This window comes from Streptomyces sp. NBC_00386 (assembly GCF_036063235.1).
Taxonomy (GTDB): Bacteria; Actinomycetota; Actinomycetes; order Streptomycetales; family Streptomycetaceae; genus Streptomyces.
On the sequence record NZ_CP107950.1, the window covers coordinates 8,392,028 to 8,410,323 of the forward strand.

The 18,296-nt window shown below is 69.6% G+C and carries 5 protein-coding genes; 4 read left to right on the forward strand and 1 reads right to left on the reverse strand.

From position 1 onward, the window contains the following. Positions 1-195 precede the first annotated feature (195 nt). Positions 196-771, reverse strand: coding sequence for a hypothetical protein (locus OG780_RS36795; RefSeq protein WP_328455539.1), 576 nt, complete (start codon positions 769-771; stop codon positions 196-198). 930 nt (positions 772-1,701) lie between these two features. Here OG780_RS36795 and OG780_RS36800 point away from each other — a divergent pair. The 4 genes from OG780_RS36800 (at position 1,702) to OG780_RS36815 (ending at position 18,281) form a co-directional block, all read left to right on the forward strand. Continuing rightward, positions 1,702-2,535 (forward strand): hypothetical protein, encoded by an 834-nt coding sequence (locus OG780_RS36800; RefSeq protein WP_328455541.1) that lies wholly within the window; start codon positions 1,702-1,704, stop codon positions 2,533-2,535. Between the two features lie 844 nt (positions 2,536-3,379). Next, positions 3,380-5,383: a hypothetical protein gene (locus OG780_RS36805; RefSeq protein ID WP_328455543.1), complete on the forward strand. Its 2,004-nt coding sequence runs from the start codon at positions 3,380-3,382 to the stop codon at positions 5,381-5,383. Positions 5,384-5,683: 300 nt separating this feature from the next. Continuing rightward, on the forward strand, positions 5,684-6,499 hold the full coding sequence (locus OG780_RS36810) for an endo alpha-1,4 polygalactosaminidase (RefSeq protein ID WP_328455545.1): 816 nt from the start codon (positions 5,684-5,686) through the stop codon (positions 6,497-6,499). A 397-nt stretch (positions 6,500-6,896) separates the two neighbouring features. After that, the gene (locus tag OG780_RS36815) at positions 6,897-18,281 is read left to right on the forward strand and encodes a non-ribosomal peptide synthetase (RefSeq protein WP_328455547.1); all 11,385 of its coding nucleotides are present in this window, start codon (positions 6,897-6,899) and stop codon (positions 18,279-18,281) included. Positions 18,282-18,296: the final 15 nt, after the last annotated feature.

Genomic DNA, 18,296 nt, shown 5'->3' on the forward strand with positions numbered 1-18,296 from the left:
CTCCATGTCCCGCGAGCGGGACCGGGTCGACCACGAAGCGGCCCGGAGCTCTTCGATCCGGCCGCCTGGTCGGCTGGTCGGGTCTTCCCCGGGTCCGACGTGCTGCTGGGCGCCCTGTCCGAGGCGATCCGCCGGCATGCCAGGGACAGACAGGCTCCCGGGAGGGCTCGTTACGTACACGGCTCCGTGCGTTCTCTACTTCGCGACGGGTGCGGTCACCGGAACGGCGCTCTTGAAATCGGTCAGCGTGAGTGTGTTCTGAATGTCGGAGTCGGAGTCGGACGCGAAGTGGATGGATTGGCGTATGCGCACGATCCGGCCTTCCTTGTCGACCCATACGTCGGTGTCGATCGCGGTGGCGGATCGCAGATTACGTCCACTGACTCCGTCGATCGACTCGACGTCCTTCGGAGTGAGGCGAGCGGAGACCCTGACGGGCTCGCTCCCGCGGTGCACCGAGCCGCCACGCTCGAGGATGAGGCGCACGTACTGTGGAAGCCGGTCCACGGGAATGGCGCCCTTGGCCGTGGCCGCGGGGAACTCCTGCCACACCCCGTGGGAGCCGGAAGCGCGGCGGTACACCTTCTGCCGGGTGATCACGACGTCTTCGGTGTACTGCTCGGTCTCATCCGTCGTGCGCCCCGTCAGAGGCGTATTGAGGTTGATCCGTCCGGCCATGTGTTGCAGACGTCTGGTGCCGGTCCGGGTGACGGAGTCGAGAGCGGCCGAGTAGGGGGCGTCGTCGGCTGCGGCCAGCCGGTCGCGGACCATTTGCCGACCGGTTTTCGGTCGCGCAGCCGAGCCGTCGGTGCATGCCGAGAACAGCAGCCCCGAGAGTGTCAGGAACACGGTCGCCGACCGGTAGCGAATCAAAGGTGAATCCTCGGTATGTCGGGCCTGATGGGAGATCCGTGCTCCGGGCCGCAGGGTGGGCGACCGGCCGCTGCCGGTTCGTTGCCTATTTGGTGTCGACGTAGTCGCCGACGGCTGTGGCGGAGGCCGTGGTCGCGGTACGGAGGCACGTCCACCGGCGTGATCCATGACGACGGGATGAACAGGTCTGCGGAGTGTAGAGGCGCGCGCGCCGGCTGATCGCGGCAGGGTCGCTCCGGACGCTGATCAGCTGGGTTTTGTCGTGCTCAACCACTGTGACCCGATTCGATGTCGTCCCTCTGTCTGCCGTGCTCGTGGAGCGGCGCCGTGTTCTTCGGAATCACGGTCGCCGCTCGGCGTCGCGAATGAAGTGGAGGGGCCATCAGCCACATTGGCGTGAACCGAGTGCGCTCCTCGCACAATTCTGATGCCTACGGCACCAGTTGGACTTCAACCGCTGATCGGAGCGGCTCGTCACCGACGACACCACCGGTGCCCGCGCCGCAGGCATGGCGGTCGCCCAGCGGCTCATCGACGCGCATGGCAGCTTCCTCGACGACTCGGAGCGGCAGCCCGACGCCCCGTACGCCGACCCGCAGCCCGGCACCGTCGCGTGATCCTGCACGTCGACGAATCCTGGATGCTCGAAGTCGCGGCATGGGCCGGGCGCCGCGACCCGGCTCCCAGGATCGCGGTACGTCGGTCTGGAGAACTGCTCGACAGGTGTCGTCTGATCGATCTCTCTGTCGCTTGAAGTCCTGGCGTCCGTGGCTGAGTTGGCGGGGGCCACGACCGATCGTCGCACACCGATCGCTAGCATCTCTTCGCATGACGAAGCGGGGTTGGCGGCTGGGTGCCGTGGCGGTGCTGGCGGCGTTCTGCGTCTCCGGTCCGGGACGGCCGGAGGTCATCCGTACGGCGTCGGACCTCGGCCCCCTGCCTGCCGACCGCTACGACTACACGCCGCAGGACTACCAGCGATCGCATCGGGCCTTGGCGTTACTGGTCCGGCAGTGCATGGCGGAACGTGGTCACCCGGACTTCCCGCTCGACCCGCGCTACCCCAGCGATCCCATCGTCGCCGTCGCAGTCGGCACCGACTACGGCGCCCTGGATCTCGCCACCGCCCGCCGCTGGGGCTACGGCTGGGACCCGGCAAGGCCCCTGGTCCTCCAGCCGAAGGACCGCCGGATGACCAACGCCGAGTATGCGGAGCTTCCCGCCTGCAACGCCAAGGCGAACCGGCGGCTGATGCGAGGCATCGACCTCAAGCGGGACTGGCTCTACGCGACCACACGGTCGATCGAGGTCGACAAGGCGGTCAAGCGTGACCCGCGCCTCCGCTCGGCTTGGGAGGTGTGGTCCCGCTGCGTGGCAGAACAAGGATTCACGCGCTATCCCGACCCCGTCGCGGCGTACACGGACATAACCTGGAAGCGGGACGGGAACGGCAACACCCGGCATACGCAGCGGGAGCGGTCCACCGCCGTCGCGGACGTCACCTGCAAGCGCCGCCACCATACGGCCGAGCTCTGGCACACCGTACGGGCGCAGAAGCAGGCCGTGGACATCACACACCACCGCGACCGCTACGCCGCCGGACTGCAGGCGCTGCGGACGTACCGGACCACCATCGCCGAGGTGCTGCAAAAGCTCGGCTAGTGAGGCTCCGGCGCATCACTGCGAGTCCCGTGCGAGCCGATGCCGTCCAGCCGACTGGCCATGCGCCCCGCATATTCCGTCACCTCCAAGCACCGCATTTCGTCGATTCCCCACGTCCGGCTGGAGGAGTGGCCTTCGCCGACCTGTATCGGGTCGGTGCAGGCAGGCCAGCGGCACGAATCCTCGTCGTGCAGATGGTCCGGCACATCGCTTGCCAGTGGGCAGCGTCTACGCGGTACCTCGCACCCGCCGCAAGATCGCTGACTTCCACACGCGGATGATCATCGGTTGCCGCACCACACGCGCGACCGGCCGCGGAGCACCCACGAGCACATCAACCCCCTGTGCGAGTTGTGGTTCCCCTTGTGAGCCCTGCCCGGAGCCGCTCCGGGAGAGTTGCCTCGAAGGACCAGCCGCCCGGCAAGGAGACTCGTGATGACGCACCCTCAACTGCCCCAGGGGTGACTCGTCTTCGTCGCCCACATCAGCCGCTTCGTCATCGCCGCGGTGATCGTGTTCCGCGGCCATGCCGACACCTGTGACGTGTTGATGACGTTGTCCTCGGCCGTGGCCGAGATCAGTGATGCCGACCGGCGGTCCGGCCGTCGTCGTGGGCGCGACAGGGGAGACCTGACTCGTTCCCCGCACCGGAGGCATCGCCGGCGTCGCAGCCCGCACCGTTGAGAGCAGATGCTTCCGGTTGAGCACCCGGCAGGCCGCGCCCAGGCCGATGGCGTACGGCTTACGGGGGTGATATACGCTCCACCTCCCGATCATCCGATCGCGTAGCGATAACCGCGCTGACCTGCGCAGCTACCGGGTTCAACACAAAGGACCGCACGACATGGCACGACCCGTACGCTCCCTCACCGCGCTTGCCGGTTCTGTCGGTCTGGCGGCTCTCGGTGTGGTCCTTCCGGGTTCCGCGGACGCCGCGGACGCGGCAATCGCTGTCACCATCGACAGCGTCACGTCCGACTACGACGCCGCGCATGCCGAGAACCCCGACCGGACGGTGACGGGGACCGCCGACGTGACGTTCACCGTGCGCGCCGCCGACACGGGCGCCGAGCCCTACGCCGCCGTGGTGAGCGTTTCCGGGTACGGCGCGGGAACGGGCGAGGTCAGCAGGCGGATCGACCTCGCTCCCGGCGACTGCCTGCCGTCGTGCACCCTCCACGCCGCTCTCGACACCGCCGCGACCAGGCCCTTTCCGGGCGCCGAGACGATCGCCGCACCCCTTGTCGAGGACGGCGCCAACGACATCCGCGTCGAGGTCCTGACGGCCCGTCCTTCGACCACCGCGGCCACTGCCGACGTCACCGTGGACAACGACCGGCCCACGGTCACGCTTCCCGATCTGCCGGGCGACGACGCGTGGACCGACAACAAGCCGGTGGGCCTCACCGCGGACCGTGAACTGAAGCTGCGGGCCGTCGCCGAGGACACCGGTGGCGGTGTCTCCCGCGTGGAGTTCTTCTCCGACCACCCGGCCTGGCCCGCGCCCTCCGAGCTGACCGAGGGCGGCGACGGGACCTGGACAGGAACCGTCGACACCAGCAAGGTCTACTCGACGCTGTGGATGTCCCAGTACGTGGTCGCCTTCGACAAGGAGGGCCGCGCCGGTGTACCCGTCCGGGCGGACGTCCTCGTCGACCACGGTTTCACCGTCACACCGGTGATCGACACGGTGACCCACAGCATGCCGTCCGTGGTCCACCTGAACTACAAGTACCCCGGCAGCCTTGCCCAGGCCTTCCCGCGCAACCTCAACTACGCCTACCCGGTCTCCACCCGGGTCCTGCTGGACGACAAGTTCCTGGCCACGTCCCAGGTCACCGACTTCACCTACGCGGGTTACCCGGACCGCCTCTACGCGAGTCTCGGTGACAACGTCCTGCCGTACGGCAAGCACACGCTCACCTTCGACGTCACCGACAACCGGGGTGCCCACGGCACGGCGCAGACCTCGGTCAATATCGTCTCCGGAGTCGATCCGAGCTGGGTCGCCGGCTTCAGCGAGTTCCCGGTCGCCGGCAAGACATGGACGGTCGAGGCCACGACCAAGGCCGACGACGGCGTCAGCCGCGCACAGACCTGGAAGATGACCGTCGACGGGAAGACGATCAGCACCGGTACCTACCCCACGCGGCCGTCCGGGACCTGGAAAGCGGACACGCCCGGCATGCACGAGTTCACCCTGACCACGGTCTCGCAGTTCGGGGACACCTCCGTCACCACACAGCCGCTGCGCGTCCTCGGGGCGACGACCACCAAGCTCAGTGGCCCCGCCCTCACCACGTACGGTGCCAAGCAGGCCCTGACCGCGACCGTGACCCAGACCGGTGCCAAGCCCGCGGCCGGAGCCACGGTCTCCCTCCAGTTCCGGCCGCAGGGCAGTACGACCTGGAGCACCGTCGCGAAGGCGGCCACGGACAGCACGGGAACCGCCCGCTTCACCACCACGGCCAAGCGCAACGGAACCTGGCGCGCGGTCACCGCCGCGAAGAACCTGACCTGGACGACCTCGACGAGCGCCACGGTGACGGGCAACGTCAAGGCGACGCTCACCGTGAAGAGCCCGACGACCGGTGTCCACCACGGCAAGAGCGTCACCTACCACGCGACCAGCACGCCGTACGTCGCCGGAACCAAGATCCACTTCCAGGTCAGGAAGAGCGACGGCACCTGGACCACTGTCACCGCCGCCACGCTCAACTCCGACGGCACGGCTGCCGGCAAGCTGATGTTCTCCCGCGCGGGCACCTACACCGTGCGCGCCTACCGTCCCGCGGGTACCACCCTGACGGCCTCGTACTCCACGACCTGGACCGTTCACGTCAGCTGAACGGTGTCGGCTCGGTACCCGCTGGGGCGGGTACCGAGCCAACGGCCACGGGCCACTCCCGCCACGTGATCGGCGTGCAGCCGCGCCGCGAAGCGCGGGAACTGGTCGGCGTGGAGTCCCGGCGTTGACATCTTTACAGGCGGTCGCTTTACTCCCGGACAACACCGGAGCCGTGCTCCGGTTCAGAGACACGCCCAGCCGGTATGCAGGCCTCGCGCCACGAGCCCGGCCCAAGTCGCCAGGACGGCCTTACGCGTCCGAGGCGGGGACGTGCCCTCTCCCCCCTGGGAGCTCATCCACATGAGCCGTTTCAGCCCCCCTTCCCGCAAGTTCATGGGCACCGTCATCGGCGCGGCAGCGCTGGTCGGCGCCCTGGTCGTCCCGGCGACCACCGCGCAGGCCGCATCCGTGCCCCTGCCTCCCACACACGTCGGCTTCGACTATCAGATCGGCGGTGCCTACACCCCGCCGGCCGGGGTGAAGGTCGTCACCCGGGACAACGCTGCCTCCCCGGCGGCAGGCCTGTACAACATCTGCTACGTCAACGCCTTCCAGGCACAGCCGGGTGCCGAGAACGAGTGGGACTCCGACCTGCTGCTGCGCGACGCGTCCGGCAAGGTCGTCTACGACGAGGACTGGGGCGAGGCCTTCCTCGACATCAGCACCGACGCCAAGCGGCAGCGGATCGCCGGCAAGATCGGAAGCCTCATCGACAGTTGCAGGACCAAGGGCTTCCAGGCGATCGAGCCCGACAACTACGACAGCTACACCCGTTCCGGGAATCGCCTGACGGCCGGCAACGCACAGGCGTTCGTCAAGCTGCTCTCGGCCCGCGCCCACGCGGACAACCTGGCCATCGGCCAGAAGAACACTCCCGAGCTGGCAGGCAACCACACCGCCAACGGTCTGGACTTCGCCGTGGCCGAGGAGTGCGGCCAGTACGACGAGTGCGGCGACTACACCAGCGCCTTCGGAAACAACGTGATAGTGATCGAGTACACCAACTCCGGCAGGTCGAAGGCCTGCAACGGATGGGGCGGCACGCTGAGCATCGTCCAGCGAGACGTGGACGTCAAACCGGCGGGCAGCAGCGGCTACGTGCGCAAGACCTGCTAGATCTGCTGGACCGCAGGCCGAGTCGAGTCGGCTGCCGGCCTGCGGCGGCTGGGCGCCGTCGCAGGCCGGCAAGGCTCCGCTCTGGGGCGCCTGGATCGTTCCATCACTGTCCCGTCGACGGGACACGTCACGGCGCCGCGGGACCGCCCTGCGGCGCCTCTGGGTTCCTCCCGTCGCAGTGGACCGATCGGTAAGTCAATTCACCTGCTGCTGCGCACAGTTCGCCGAGTCGACCGACAGGTAAAGGGCCGTACGGACTTCGCTTTCCCTCCCGCCCTGGGCATTCTCGGTTGGTCACCCCGCTGGTCGGCCGCATGCGCAACGAGTCCGGCAGATCGATGAATCGGCCAGGTCGAACCGACTCCAGCTGCGACAGATGAACGTTGAGGAGTAGCCGATGATCCCGTTGTCCTTCGCTCAGCGCCGGCTGTGGTTCCTGCACCGTCTGGAGGGGCCGTCCGCGACCTACAACATCCCCTTCGCGCTGCGCCTGGAAGGGGAGTTGGACACTGCGGTCCTGGCCGCGGCGGTGGCGGATGTCGTCGCCCGGCACGAGAGCCTGCGCACCCTGCTCGTCGAGAACGAGGACGGCATCCCCGAGCAGCGGATCCTGCCCGTCGAGGAGGCGGTGCCGCCGTTCCGGGTGGTCGACGTGGTCGCGGACGCGGTGGACGACGCGATGCGCGAGGCCGCGGCCGCGGGATTCGAGCTGGACAGGGACCTGCCCCTGCGGACCACCGTGCTCCGTGTCGCTCCGCGGGAACACGTGGTGGTGTTCGTGTTCCACCATGTCGCGGCGGACGGGGCGTCGATGGCGCCCTTCGTGCGGGATCTGCTGTCGGCGTACGTGGCTCGCGGGCAGGGCGACGCGCCGGACTGGGCTCCGCTGCCGGTGCAGTACCGGGACTACACGGTGTGGCAGCGGCAGATGCTGGGCGACGAGGACGACCCGGACAGCGTGGCCGCGGAGCAGCTGGAGCACTGGCGCCGCGAGCTGTCCGGAGTTCCGCAGCCGGTGCAGCTGCCGCTGGACCGCCCGCGGCCCAGTTCGGCCGGCCACCGCGGCGCCGAGGTCATGTTCGAGTTGGAACCCGAGCTGCTGTCCGGGGTGCGGAAGCTGGCGGCGGAGCACGGCGCCACGGCGCCGATGGTCGCCCAGGCCGCGCTCGCGGTGCTGCTGCACCACCTCGGCGCCGGCGACGACCTCACCATCGGCAGTCCCATCGAAGGGCGCCCCGACGAGCAGCTGGAAGACCTGATCGGGTTCTTCGCCAACACCTGGGTGCTGCGCGTCGACCTCTCCCGCAACCCGGCGTTCGGCGATCTGCTGGACCAGGTCCGCGACCGGGCGCTGGGCGCCTACGACAACCAGGACGTCCCCTTCGAGCACCTGGTGGAACTCCTCGACCCGGAGCGCACCACCGCCTACCAGCCGCTGTTCCAGGTGATGCTGGCCTGGCAGTTCGTGTGGCCGGAGATCGAGATGCCGGGGCTGCGGGGCACCCTTGTCTGGCCGGGCACCGAGACCGCGAAGTTCGACCTGTTCCTCAACATCGTCCCGGACCCCTCCGGGAAGGCGTACGGGCGCCTGGAGTACGCGACGGAGCTGTTCGACCACGCGACGGCGGAGAGTCTCGTGGACCGCTATGTGCGGGTGCTGCGGCAGGTGGTCGCCGCTCCCGGGACACGCCTCGGCGGGGTGGACGTGCTCACCGAGGCCGAGCGGGACCGGCTCGCCCGGCTGAACGAGACGAGCGCACCGGTCCCGGCGGCGACGCTGCCGGAGCTGGTCGCCGCGCAGGCGGCGCGGACCCCGCACACCACCGCCGTCGTGTCCGGACGCACATCACTGTCGTACGGGCTGCTGGAGGCCCGCGCGGGCCGGCTGGCCGCGGTGCTGCGCGAACACGGCGTGGGACCCGACGTGTTGGTGGCCGTGGCACTGCCCCGCTCGGCTGACCTCGTGGTCGCCCTGTCGGCCGTCCTCAAGGCCGGCGGCGCCTGCCTCCCGGTCGACCCCGCCTTCCCCTCCGCACGTGTCGGCCTCCTGCTGGACACCGCCCGCCCGGCCCTGGTGCTCACCGACCACGACACCGCGCACACCGTGGCTGGCTGCCGTCCCCCGCTGCTGCACCTCGACGACCTGGACCTCGACCTGGATCTGGACGGCCCCGTCGTCGACGCCTCCACGGCCGGCATCGGACCCGACCACCTGGCGTACGTGATGTTCACGTCCGGCTCGACCGGCACGCCCAAGGGCGTCGCCGTCACCCACGCCGCCGTGGTCAACGGCGTGCGGGACCTGGCCCGGCGCATCGGGGTCGGGGTCGGCTCACGGATGCTGGCCGCGACCTCGGTGAACTTCGACGTCTCCGTGTTCGAGATCTTCACCGCGCTGACCTGCGGCGCGAGCGTCGAGATCGTCCGCGACGTCCTCGAACTCGCCGAACGCGACGCCTGGTCGGGCACCACCATCAGCGCCGTGCCGACCGTGTTCGCCGCACTGCTCGACCAGGTCGCCACCGACGGCGGCCCCGGACTGCGCCTCGACGTCGAAACCGTCGTGTTCGCCGGTGAGGCGCTGGCCGGCGACTTGGTCCACAGAGTGCGGCAAGCCCTGCCCGGCAGCCGCGTAGTCAACGCCTACGGCCAGACCGAGAGCTTCTACGCCTCCGTCTTCACGGTCCCGCAGGAGTGGGCCGGGACCGGCGCGATCCCCGTCGGCACTCCACTGGCCAACATGCGCGTCCACGTCCTGGGACCCGAACTCGCCCCGGTCGCACCGGGCGTGATCGGCGAACTGTATGTGGCGGGCCCGGTCGCCCGCGGCTACCACCACCACAGTGCCGCCACCGCGGAACGCTTCGTGGCCTGCCCCTTCGGCCCGCCCGGCACGCGGATGTACCGCACCGGCGACCTGGCCCGGTGGGACGCCGAGGGCCGGCTCAGGTACGCCGGACGCGCCGACGACCAGGTCAAGGTGAACGGCATCCGCGTCGAACCCACCGAGATCGAGACCGTCCTGGCCCAGCACCCCGCCGTCGCCCGGGCCGTCGTCACCGTGTGCGAGGACCCCTCCGGCACCAAGCGGCTCGTCGGCTACGTGGTGCCGGTGGACGGCGGTGCCGGGGACGGCGACTTCGCCTTGGACGCCGGTGTCTCGGTGGCGGACCTGCGGCGGTTCGTGGCCAAGCGGCTGCCCGACTACATGGTGCCCGCCCAGCTGATGGTCCTGGAGAGGCTGCCGCTGACCGCCAACGGCAAACTGGACCGGGCAGCCCTGCCCGAGCCGCAGTTCACCGGCGCCAAGTACCAGGCGCCGCGCACCGAGGCCGAGCGGGTGCTGGCGGAGGTGTACGCCGATGTGCTGGGCGTCGGGCCTGGTCAGGTAGGTGTCGACGACGACTTCTTCGCCGGTGGTGGGGACAGCATCCGCTCCATCCAGGTCGTGGCGCGGGCCAAGGCGCGCGGTGTCGTCGTCACCACACGGGAGATCTTCGAGCACCGTACGGTCGCCCGGCTCGCGGAGCTGGTCGAGGGCCGGGCCGACGAGGAGCGCGTGACGCTGGCCGAGTTGGAGGGCGAGGGTGTCGGCTGGGCACCGCTGTCGCCGACGGCGGCGCACGTGCTCGCCCTGGGCGGTGGCATCGGCCGGTTCTGCATGTCCGCGCTGTTGACTCTGCCCGAGGGCATCGACCGTGCGGGACTGACCGCAACATTGCAAGCCGTCCTGGACCGGCATGACGTGCTGCGTTCCCGGCTCGACCGGGCACAGCCGGGCTTGCGGATGCGGCCGACGGGCAGCGTGGACGCCGACACGCTGGTACGGGAGGTCGCCTTTTCCGGCGCCGATGTGCGGGCCGAACTGGACGCGGCCGCCGGCCGCCTCGACCCGGACGCGGGCGTCATGGCGCAGTTCGTGTGGTTCACCGCCGACCCGGGCACTGACATGGGCTCGGACTCGGACACGGGCAGGCTGCTCGTCGTGCTGCACCACCTGGTCGTCGACGGGGTGTCGTGGCGGATCCTGGTGCCCGACCTGGTGGCCGCCTGGCAGCAGGTCAAGGGCAAGCCCCGGCCCGAACAGGCAGGCGTGGGCACCTCACTGCGCCGCTGGACGCACGCCTTGGCCGAGGAGGCTGCCCGCCCAGAACGGGTCGCCGAGCTGGCCCTGTGGCAGCAGATCCTGGACGGTCACGAACCAGCGCTGGCAGCAAGGGAGTTGGACGGCACACGCGATGTCGCGGCCACCGTGGACACGGTGCGCGTACGCGTCCCGGCCGACGTCACCAAGACCCTGCTCGATACGGTGCCCGCAGTCTTCCGCGGCGGAGTCGACGACGGTCTGCTGGCCGGACTCGCCCTGGCCCTGGCGCGCTGGCATCAGGTACGTGGCACCTCCGCGTCCTCGGCGCTGGTGCGGCTGGAGGGGCACGGCCGTGAAGAGCATCTGGTGCCCGGCGCGGACCTGTCCGGCACGCTCGGCTGGTTCACCGCCATGTATCCGGTCCGTCTGGATGTCGCCGGTATCGACCTGGCAGAGGCATTCGCGGGCGGCGCGGCCGCCGGGAAGGCGGTCAAGGCCGTCAAGGAACAGCTGCGGGCGATACCGGACGCCGGCCTGGGATACGGGCTCTTGGCCCACCTCAACCCCGACACCGCCGCCGAACTGGCCACGGCACGCCGACCGCAGATCGGATTCAACTACCTGGGCAAGGCCTCCGGTTCGGACATTCCCGAGGAACTGCGCGGCCTGGGCTGGGTCCCGGACACCACGCACACCCACCTGATCGCCGCACCCGACGCGGACATGGAGGTGCTGTCGGCGCTGGAGATCAACGCGGTGGCCACCGACACCGGCGAGGGCGAGGAACTGACCGCCTACTTCGGCTTCCCCACCGGGGTCCTCACCCACGAGGAGGTCGGCGAACTGGCGACACTGTGGGTCCAGGCCCTGACCGCCCTGGCCCGGCACGCCACCACCGACGGCGTCGGCGGACTGACCCCCAGCGACGCACCCCTGGTCACGGTGGCCCAACACGAGATCGACACCTGGGAGGCCCGCTTCGGCAAGCTCGCCCAGGTATGGCCGGTCACCCCCGCACAGTCCGGGCTGCTGTTCCACGCGATGCTGGCCGGATCCTCCTTCGACGCGTACCACATGCAGTTGGTGTTCCACTTGTCCGGCGAGGTCGACCCGGAACGGATGCGCCGGGCCGGACAGGCACTCCTGGACCGCCACCCCGCCCTGCGGGCGGCGTTCGTCGACCGGGCGGACGGCGATCTCGTACAGGTCGTACCGGAGTCGGTGGCACTGCCGTGGCAGTACCTCGACCTGACCGCGGCCGAAGAGGCCGAGCGCGCCGAGGAGTTCGAGCGATTCCTCGACCGGGACCGAACCACCTACTTCGACGCGGACACCCCACCCTTGATCCGGCTGGCCCTGGCCGTCCTCGAACCCGACCGGGCCGAACTCGTACTGACCGCCCATCACGTGTTGTTCGACGGCTGGTCCACACCTCTGCTCATGCGCGACCTGCTGCTGCTCTACGCCGCCGACGGCGACCCGGCCGCGCTCGCCCCCACTCGCGACTACGGCGACTTCCTCACCTGGCTCACCCACCACGACCACGAGGAATCCGTGCGTGTCTGGGCGGTCGAACTCGACGGTGTCCAGGAACCGACCCTGCTCGTGCCGCACGCGGGAACTCGGCACGATTCCGCGGGCATCGGCAACATCGAAGTGGTATTCGAGGGCAAGCAGGGCCTGTCCCGCCGGGCAGCGGAGCTCGGCGTCACGCTCAACACCCTTGTGCAGGGTGCCTGGGCCGTTCTCCTCGCCCATCTCACCGGGAACTCCGACGTCGTCTTCGGAGCCACTGTGTCCGGGCGCCCGCCTGCGGTGAAGCACGTCGACGACATGGTCGGGCTGTTCATCAACACCATCCCTGTCCGGGTGCGTTGCGAGGGGCAGGACACCTTCGCCGACCTGCTCACCGCGTTGCAGGACCGGCAGACGGTCTTGCTCGACCATCACCAGCACAGCCTGGCGGAGATCCAGCAAGCGACCGGGCTGAGCACACTGTTCGACACGATGGTCGTGTTCGAGTCGTATCCCATCGACCGGGAAGCCATCGGCGAGGCCAACTCCTCAGCAGGTGTCGCCATCACCGGGCTGCGCCCGTTCGCGGGCTCGCACTACCCGGTCATCCTGGCCGCCGCAGCCGATCCGCAGCTTCAACTGGTCCTGCAATACCAGAAGGACCTGCTGGACCAGGAAGCCGCGGCCGACATCGTCGCCCGGTTCGTGCGGGTCCTCGAGCAGGTGGCTGCCGCGCCCGGGGCGCCGCTCAGCTCGATCGAGGTGCTGGGCGAGGACGAACGCGACCGCCTGGTACGGCAGGTCAACGACACCGTCCACCCGGTGACCGGTACCACCCTGCCCGACGCGTTCGAGGCCCAGGTCGCCCGCACTCCCGACCGTGTCGCGGTGATCGGCGAGCACGAGAGCCTGACCTACGCCGAGTTCAACCGGCGTGCCAACCAGCTCGCGCACTGGCTCATCGAACAGGGCGCCGGCCCCGAACAACTCGTCGCCGTGAAGATCCCGCGCTCGGTGGACCTGCTCGTCGCCGTGTACGGGGTGGTCAAGGCCGGCGCCGCCTACGTGCCGCTGGACACCGAACTGCCCGCCGAACGCGTACGCCACGTCCTGGCGAGCGCCAAGCCACTGCTGCTCCTCGAAGACACCCTGCCGGACGTGTCGGGGTATCCGGAGACGGACCCCGTGCGGGACCTGTCGCCGGACAACGCCGCCTACGTCATCTTCACCTCCGGCTCCACAGGCGGCCCCAAGGGCGTGCCCGTGGCGCACCGTTCGATCACGAACCGGATCGAGTGGGGCCTGGAACACTTCCGGGTCACGGTCGAGGACCGGATGCTGATGAGCACCTCGGCCAGCTTCGACGCCTCGGTGCCGGAGATGTTCTCCAACCTGCAGATGGGCGCATCCGTCGTCGTGGCCAGCGCCGAGGGCCGCCGCGACCCCGCCTACCTCGCCGAACTGATCCAGCGCGAACAGGTGACCGCCGCGTTCTTCGTGCCCTCCCTGCTCTCCGCGTTCGTCACCGAACCCGCCGCCGCCCACTGCACCAGCCTGCGCTGGATCGAGGTCGCCGCCGAAGCCTTCCCGCCCGCCCTGGCCAACCGCTTCACCGACCTGCTCCCCGGCTGCACCGCCAACAACCTCTACGGCCCCACCGAGGCCACCGTCGAGATCACCGGCTGGCAGCACGTCCCCGGCGCCGACCGCGTCCCGATCGGCACCCCCATCTGGAACAACCAGGTCTACATCCTGGACGCGGCCCTGCGCCCCGTCGCCCCCGGCGTCGCCGGCGAGCTCTACCTCGCCGGGACCTGCCTGGCCCGCGGCTACCTCGGCCAGAGCGCCCTGACCTCCGAGCGGTTCGTGGCCTGCCCCTTCGGACCGGCCGGCGCACGCATGTACCGCTCCGGGGACCTGGTGAAGTGGAACAAGGACGGCCAGGTCGAATACCTGGGCCGCACCGACTCCCAGGTCAAGGTCCGCGGCTTCCGCATCGAACTCGGCGAGATCGACCACGTCCTGAGCGGACACCCCTTGGTCGCACAGGCCGCCGTCGTGGTCCGCGAGGACCAGAAGGGCGACCAGCGCCTGGTCGCCTACATCGAACCCGACCCTGACGCCGCCGTCGCCGACACCACCGCCCAGGTCGAGGAATGGCGCCACCTCTATGACGACACCTATACCGCCTCAGCCGAAGGGGCGTGGGGTGAGGACTTCCAGGGCTGGAACTCCGGCTACACCGGCGAGCCGATCCCGCTCGAACAGATGCGGCAGTGGCGGGACGCGGCGGTGGCCCAGGTGCTGCGGTTCGCGCCACGCCGGGTGCTGGAGATCGGTGTGGGTTCCGGTCTGCTGCTGGCGAAGATCGTCGGCGAGGTCGAGGAATACTGGGCCACCGACATCTCGCCCACGGTCGTAGACCGGGTCCGGGCACAGGTGGAGGAGGCCGGCCACGGCGACCGGGTTCATCTCGGCGCCCAGGCGGCCGACGACCTCTCCGGGCTGCCCCAGGGCACCTTCGACACCGTGATCATCAACTCGGTGGCCCAGTACTTCCCGACTGCCGCATACCTGGACCGGGTGCTGAGCCAGGCCATGCGACTCCTCGCCCCGGGCGGCCGGATCGTCGTCGGCGACGTCCGCAACGCCACCACCCTCAGACTCCTGGCCACCGCGGTGCAGGGCACGGCGCACCCACACGCGTCATCGAGCGAGGTGCGGACGCTGGTGGAACAGGCACTGCTCGCCGAGCGGGAACTGGTGGTCGCTCCGGAGTGGTTCGCCGAGTGGGCGCGTGAGCATGCCGGTGGTGTGGACATTCGGCTGAAGGCGGGGCAGGCGCACAACGAGCTGACCCGGCACCGCTACGAGGTCGTCCTGCACAAGGAGCCGGCCGACGTCCTCGAACTTTCCGGTGTGCCCGCGGTGGCGTGGGGCCGGGAGATGTCCGGCCCGGCCGGCCTGGGTGGCTGCGTCGAGCGGGCGGGTGGTGGACCGGTGCGGGTGACCGGGATACCCAACGCCCGGCTCACCGTGGAGGCCGCCGCGGCCACCTGCACCGGTACCCGGGGAACCGTCGTAGCCCCTGCCGGCATGGCGCTGGATCCGGAGGACGTCGCCGCGTGGGCACGGCTGCAGGGTCTTGACGCGGTCCTCACATGGTCGGGCGAGGCCGTCCACACCTTCGACGCGATCCTCCTGCCCGAAAGAGAGGACGGGCGGCGGCCCCTCTCCGGAGGGTTCGTTCCCGGTGGCGCCACCGATCGTGTCCGGGTGAACGCCCCCGCACTGGCCAAGGCGATCGGTCCGCTCCTGGCCGAGCTGCCCGGGTACCTGCGCGAACGCCTTCCCGACTACATGGTTCCGGCCGCCTTCGTACCGCTCTCGCGGCTCCCGCTCAACCCGGCCGGAAAGATCGACCGGCGGGCACTGCCCGCGAAGCACACGACCACCGTGAGCAGCCGTGGGCCGCGCAACGCCCATGAAGAGAAACTGTGTGTCCTCTTCAGCGAGTTGCTCGGTCTGGAGAGGGTCGGTATCGACGACGACTTCTTCGCGCTCGGTGGGCACTCGCTCCTGGCCACCAGGCTGATCAACCGCGCCCGTGCCGAGATGGGGATCGAGATTCCGATCCGTACGATCTTCGACCTGCCGACGGTGGCCGCGTTCGCCGAGTGGTCGCGGAAGGCGGCTGCTCCCGGCCGCCTCCGGTTCGAGCCGCGTGATCGCACACGGGTGAACACCGGGACCACGCTGTCCTTCGCGCAACGCCGCATGTGGATCCTGCACCAACTGGATCGCGGCGCGGCGACCTACAACATCTCCCCGACGTTCCGGCTGACCGGGCCACTGGACGAGGCTGCCCTGGTCGCCGCGATCGGAGACGTGGTCGCCCGGCACGAGATTCTGCGCACCACGTATGTGACGGACGCCGACGGTGAGCCCCGACCGAGAATTCTGTCGGCGGCACAGGCACCGGTGCGGGTGCCCGTGATCGAGGTGGCGCCCGAGGACGAGTCCCGCGCGATCGACGAGGCCGCCGCGCACTGGTTCGATCTGGCGACGGAAATTCCTTTGCGGGCCGCCCTGTTGCGCCGCTCCGCTCAGGAGCACGTCCTGGTTCTGGTCATCCATCACATCGCCACGGACGGCAGTTCGGGAGCGCCGCTGGCACGCGACCTGGCCGAGGCCTACACCGCGCGCCTGGACGGCCGGGCGCCGCAGTGGGAGACGTTGGCCGCGCAGTACGAGGACTACGCGCTGTGGCAGCGCGAGTTGCTCGGCGACGTGACGGACCCGGACAGTCTGGCTGCGGCGCAGGCCGCGTACTGGAGCGAGGAACTGGCCGGGGTGCCACAGCCGTTGAACCTGCCACTGGACCGCCCCAGGCCCACGGTGAGGAGCTCGGAGGGCGGCATGGTCGATGTCGTGGTGGAACCGGACCTGGCGGCCGGGCTGCGGAAACTGGCAGACGAACGCGGGACGACCATGGCGATGGTCGTCCAGGCCGCGCTGGGCGTGCTGCTGGGCAAGCTGGGTGGCGGCGAGGACGTGCCGATCGGCAACCCGATCGCCGGCCGCACGGACGAAGGGCTGGCCGACATGGTCGGGTTCTTCGTCAACACCCAGGTGCTGCGGGTGGACCTCTCCGGCGACCCGTCGTTCGCGGACCTGCTCGCACGGGTGCGGGACAAGGCGCTGGCGGCCTACGAGCACCAGGACCTGCCGTTCGAGATGCTGGTCGAGGCCCTCGACCTCGAGCGTTCCGCCGCGTACCAGCCGCTGTTCCAGGTGATGTTCGCCTGGCAGAACTTCGAGAAGAGGGAACTCGAACTCCAGGGCTTGAAGGTGGAGTTCGAGCAGCACCTCGCCTCCACCGCCCAGGCCGACCTGATGTTCACGATGGCCGAGGACGGTTCGGGGGCGCTGCGGGGCGACCTCATCTACGCGACCACGTTGTTCGACAGAGGATCGGCCGAGGCCATCGCCGCCGAGTTCGTGTCGGTGCTGGACCAGTTGGTCGCCGCCCCGCAGTCGCCGATCAGCGCGATCGAGGTGCCGGAGGACCAACGGGCACGGCCCACACAGCACACGACCACCGAGAACAGCCGTGGTCCGCGCAACTCCCATGAGGAGAGCCGGAGCAGCCGTGGGCCGAGCAACTCCCCGGAGGAGAACCTGAGCAGCCGTGGGGAGCCGAGCAACGCGCACGAAGAGAAACTGTGCGCCCTCTTCGGTGACTTGCTGGGCCTGGACAAGGTCGGTGTCGACGACGACTTCTTCGGGCTCGGCGGGAATACGGACCTGGCCACCCGCCTCAGCGCTCGCATCCGCGAGGAGTTCGGTATCGACCTGCCCCTCAGGACGATCACCGACTATCCCACGGTGGCCGAGCTGGGCGGGCTCGTGATCGTCGGCGGTACACCGGACGACCAGAGCGACTCGTACGGGGTCGTGCTGCCGCTGAACAGGGATCCCGGTACGGGCAAGCCGCCGCTGTGGTTCTTCCACGGAGGCGGCGGCCTGGGCTGGGCGTTCTTCACCTTCGCGCCGTACGTGAAGGACCGGCCCGCGTACTCGTTGCAGTCCCGTGGTTCCAACGGCAAGGATCCGCTGGCGGGTTCGGTGGAGGAGATGATCGACGACTACCTCGCCCAGATCCTCGCCATCCAGCCGGAAGGCCCGTACCACCTGATCGGCTGGTCCTTCGGCGGCCCGGTCGTGCACGCCGCGGCCGCGGAGCTGGACCGGCGCGGTCACCGCGTCGGCCTCGTCGCCGTCCTGGACGCCCCACCGGCGACCACCGCTCCCGACAGCCCGTTCAAGCAGGTGGCCGGCAGGACCGCCGCGATGTACCGGGGGGATGTCGAGGAGGTCTTCGGCCAGTACATGAACACCGACAACCTGGACGGTTTCCTGGAGGACATGTCGAAGGTGGGTGCCAACAACCTCAACGCGATGGCCATTTTCGCGTCACCGATCTACCGCGGCGACCTGCTGTACTTCAATGCGAAGTCGGACAAAATCGACGGGCTGTCGTCGTACGGGCCCGGATGGCGGCCCTACGTCCTCGGTACCGTCGAGGAGTACGACGTGGACGCCTCGCACCATGACCTGCACATGCCCCAACCCGCGGGCCAGATCATGGAGGTGATCGCCCGCAAGCTGGCACAGTGACCGGGTTACCGGGAG